3 protein-coding genes and 1 rRNA gene are annotated in these 4,070 nt (G+C 59.0%); all 4 read left to right on the top strand.

From position 1 onward, the window contains the following. The first annotated feature begins 14 nt into the window (after positions 1-14). Positions 15-130 (top strand): 5S ribosomal RNA (gene rrf / locus DBO86_RS21415). 199 nt (positions 131-329) lie between these two features. Then, the gene (locus DBO86_RS21410) at positions 330-989 is read left to right on the top strand and encodes a paraquat-inducible protein A (protein WP_004424279.1); all 660 of its coding nucleotides are present in this window, start codon (positions 330-332) and stop codon (positions 987-989) included. Next, complete coding sequence (locus DBO86_RS21405) at positions 976-1,593, top strand: paraquat-inducible protein A (protein ID WP_004424276.1); 618 nt, start codon at positions 976-978, stop codon at positions 1,591-1,593. Before DBO86_RS21410 ends, DBO86_RS21405 begins: the two co-directional genes overlap by 14 nt. Continuing rightward, positions 1,586-3,889, top strand: a complete 2,304-nt coding sequence (locus DBO86_RS21400; protein ID WP_108234772.1) for a PqiB family protein — start codon at positions 1,586-1,588, stop codon at positions 3,887-3,889. Before DBO86_RS21405 ends, DBO86_RS21400 begins: the two co-directional genes overlap by 8 nt. Positions 3,890-4,070 lie beyond the last annotated feature (181 nt).

Genomic DNA, 4,070 nt, shown 5'->3' with positions numbered 1-4,070 from the left:
TCCCAACCGAATTGCTTGACGACCATAGAGCGTTGGAACCACCTGATCCCATCCCGAACTCAGTAGTGAAACGACGCATCGCCGATGGTAGTGTGGTGCTTCACCATGTGAGAGTAGGTCATCGTCAAGCTCCTATACGAAACCCCAGATCGCGCAAGCGGTCTGGGGTTTCTTCTTTGCGCGGCGGAAAGTTGGCCAGAGGTCGTTCCTGCAGGCGCGTATGGTGCGCTGTGCGCACCGACCAATACGGGGGGTTATCGTGGTGCGCACGGTATGTCGGTGTCTGGTGGCGCTCGGGTAGAATGCGGCGAATTCCGCTGGGGACTTTCATGTCTGACTCGCCCTCCGAATCTTCCTTATCTTCCTTGCCGATTGAGCAGTTGGTCGCCTGTCATGAGTGCGATCTATTGATGCGCAAGCCGATGCTGCAGGATGGTGAAAGTGCCGAGTGCCCTCGTTGTGGTTATGAGTTGTTCAGCCACCGTCATCATGTAGTACGGCGTAGCCTGGCGCTGGTATTAACGGCTCTACTGCTCTATATCCCGGCAAACTTCCTGCCGATCATGCAGCTCAATCTGTTGGGCCAAACCTCGCAGGACACTGTCTGGAGTGGTGTGCTAGGTCTGTATGAGAGCGGCATGCAAGGCATTGCAGTGGTGGTGTTCCTTTGCAGCATGGCCGTGCCGCTGCTCAAGCTGCTGTGTCAGTTGCTGGTTCTGTTGAGCATCCGCCTCGACTTCGGGCGTAGCTACGGTCTGTTGCTTTACCGGATCTATCACCACATGCGCGAGTGGGGGATGCTCGAGGTCTATCTGATGGGCATTCTGGTTGCCATGGTGAAGTTGATGGACCTAGCTGACCTGAGCCTGGGCTTGGGGTTGTTCTGCTTCATCGCATTGCTTCTGGTGCAGGTGTGGCTTGAAGTGACCATGTCTCCGCATCAGATTTGGGAAGCGCTGTCCGGGGAGGACATCCATGCGGGCGATTGATGCCGGACTACTGGTCTGCCACGAGTGTCACCAGATCAATCCGGTCGAGGAGGGTGCCAGGCATCAGTACTGCAGTCGCTGTGGTGGTCAGGTACATGCACGTCGCCCCAATAGCCTGGTGCGCACCTGGGCTTTGCTGTTGACCTCGGCGATTCTCTATATCCCGGCCAACCTGCTGCCGATCATGACCGTCAACAGTTTGGGCAAAGGCGCGCCGGCGACCATCATGGGCGGTGTGGTGGAACTCGTTCATCTTGGGATGCTGCCGATTGCGGCGGTAGTGTTTATCGCCAGTATCCTGGTGCCCACATTCAAGCTGGTTGGCATCGCTCTATTGCTCTATTCGGTGCAGCGGCATCAGCCAATGTCCGCTCGCCAGCGTATTCTCATGTATCGCTTCATCGAGTGGATCGGCCGCTGGTCGATGCTCGACATCTTCGTCATCGCAATTTTGGTGGCGCTGGTGAATTTTGGCAGCCTGGCCAGTATCGAAGCTGGCGCCGGCGCCGCGGCCTTTGCCAGTGTGGTAATCCTAACCATGCTGGCAGCCCTGACGTTCGACCCTCGCCTTATCTGGGATAACACGGAAACCGATCATGACTGACCTTCCTCTGGCCAAGACGCGTCCTGCTTCGAACTGGTCGGCCATTTGGGTGTTGCCGCTTATCGCGCTGCTGATTGGTGGTTGGCTGGCCTGGCGCGCCTATAGCGAGGCAGGCATTCAGGTCGAATTGGTATTTGCCAGCGGGGAGGGTATTCAGGCTGGCAAAACCGAGCTGATGTTCAAGGGCATGGCGGTAGGCAAGGTGACCGCTATCAGTCTCGACTCGAGTGGCGAGAAACGTGGCGTGGTCGCCCAGCTGGAAGTGAACAAGGAACTGGAGCAATACCTGCGTAGCGGCACGCGCTTCTGGTTGGTCAAGCCCAATGTCAGCCTGGCCGGTATCAGTGGTCTGGAGACGCTGGTATCGGGTAACTACATTACGTTCAGTCCGGGCGAGGGTGAGGCGACGCGCAGCTTTACCGCCCTGCCCCAGGAGCCGCCCATGGGCGATGACGTGCCTGGCTTGCATATCACCCTGAAAGCCGAACGCTTGGGCTCGCTCAATCGTGACAGTCCCGTGTTCTACCGGCAGATTCAGGTGGGGCGAGTCAAGAGTTATACCTTGGGCGATGATCAGAGCACGGTTGAAGTGAAGGTGTTCATCGAGCCTGCATACGCGCATCTGGTGCGCAAACATACGCGCTTCTGGAATGCCAGCGGTATCAGTGTCGATGCCGATCTGTCGGGTTTCAAGTTGCGCAGCGAATCGCTGGCCAGCATCGTCGCCGGCGGTATCGCCTTCGCCACGCCTGAACATCGCAAGGACAGCCCGGCGACCGACCCTGCGCTGCCATTTCGTTTGTATGAGGATTACGACGAGGCCCAGGCAGGCATCAAGGTTATCGTCAAACTCAGTGATTTCGATGGTTTGCAGGAAGGCCGCACGCCGGTCATGTACAAGGGCATTCAGGTCGGTTCGCTGAAAGCTATGCAGATAGACCGTGACCTGAACAGTGCGACGGCTGAACTGACGATCAATCCATTGGCTGAAGATTATCTGGTCGAGGGCTCGGATTTCTGGGTGGTCAAACCCTCCATTTCCCTGGCCGGTATCACGGGCCTCGAAGCCTTGGTCAAGGGTAACTACATTGCCGTGCGTCCCGGTGATAAAGGCAATCCGCCGGCACGCAGCTTCGTGGCTCGCAGCAAGGCCCCACCTCTTGACCTGGGCGCGCCGGGCCTGCATCTGGTGTTGTTCAGCGATCAGCTAGGCTCCATCGAAGTGGGTAGTCCGGTGCTCTACCGGCAGATCAAGGTCGGCTCGGTGCAGAGTTACCAGCTGGGACGCGATAACAGTCAGGTGGTACTCGGTGTGCATATCGAGCCGGATTACGTGCACCTGGTGAACACCTCCACACGTTTCTGGAACGCCAGCGGCATCACCCTCAAGGGTGGGTTGTCGGGCGTCGAGGTCAAGAGCGAATCCTTGCAGACGCTTTTGGCAGGCGGCATTGCCTTCGAGACGCCGGATCTGCAAGCCGCCAGATCCGACCGTCAGGTGCAGCGCTTCGCCCTGCATACGGATCGCGACAGCGCCTTGCAACTGGGTAAGCAGATCACCATCCGTGTGGCCGATGGCGATGGCCTGCAACCCGGTACGCTGGTGCGTTACAAGGGGTTGGAGGTCGGCAAGGTGGAAACGCTTGGCCTGACCGATGATCTGCAAGGCGTGATCCTCAATGTGCGTATCACTCAGGCGGTCGAGCAGATCACGCGTGAAGGGACGCAGTTCTGGGTGGTGAAGCCGGAGCTGAGCCTGACTCGTACCGCGAACCTCGGCACGCTGGTCAGCGGTCAGTATCTGGAGGTGCAGTTGTCGGCGCAGAAAGGCGCCCGGCGTACCGAGTTCACCGCCCTGACCAGTCCGCCGAACCAGGCTGTGCGCGAGGAAGGCTTGCGCCTGGTGCTGAGCGCGCCACGGCGGGGGTCGATCAAGCCAGGGGTGATCGTCAGCTACCGCGAGGTGCCGGTGGGCAAGGTGGTGGATTTCGAGTTGGGACCGACCTCGGATCGTGTTTTGATCCATGTGTTGATCCAGCCACGCTATGCGCCGCTGGTGCGTTCGGGCAGCCGCTTCTGGAATGCCAGTGGTATCGGTGTCGATGCTGGCCTGTTCAAGGGGCTGAAGGTGCGCACCGAGTCGCTGGAGGCATTGATCGAGGGCGGTATCGCTTTCGCCACGCCGAACAATCCGGAGATGGGTGGGCCGGCATTGCCGGGGCAGACGTTTGCACTGTTCGACGAGCCTGTTGACGGGTGGCTGGATTGGGCGCCGAAGATCGTATTGGAGCAATGAGCAATATAGAAAAAGGGGCCGCATCGAGCGGCCCTTTTCATTGTGCGCCAGGCATGGCGCGTAGCGCCGTGACTGGCGCTGTTCGGTTCACTGTGGTGGTGGACTGGACGACTTGGAGGTGAAAGTCCTCTACACACCCGGCAAGGGGAAGTGTTAGCCAGAGGCAAGGGTGTCGCGGGCG

Origin of the sequence: Ectopseudomonas oleovorans (genome assembly GCF_003052605.1) — a bacterium.
Lineage (GTDB): Bacteria > Pseudomonadota > Gammaproteobacteria > Pseudomonadales > Pseudomonadaceae > Aquipseudomonas > Aquipseudomonas oleovorans_A.
The sequence above is the reverse complement of the archived record's forward strand: the minus strand, read 5'-3'. Positions and strand labels throughout refer to the sequence as shown.

Excerpts from the sequence above, each read along its gene's own strand:
- DBO86_RS21410 (WP_004424279.1), top strand. The coding sequence starts at position 330 with ATGTCTGACTCGCCCTCCGAATCTTCCTTATCTTCCTTGCCGATTGAG.
- DBO86_RS21400 (WP_108234772.1), top strand. The coding sequence starts at position 1,586 with ATGACTGACCTTCCTCTGGCCAAGACGCGTCCTGCTTCGAACTGGTCG.
- DBO86_RS21405 (WP_004424276.1), top strand. The coding sequence starts at position 976 with ATGCGGGCGATTGATGCCGGACTACTGGTCTGCCACGAGTGTCACCAG.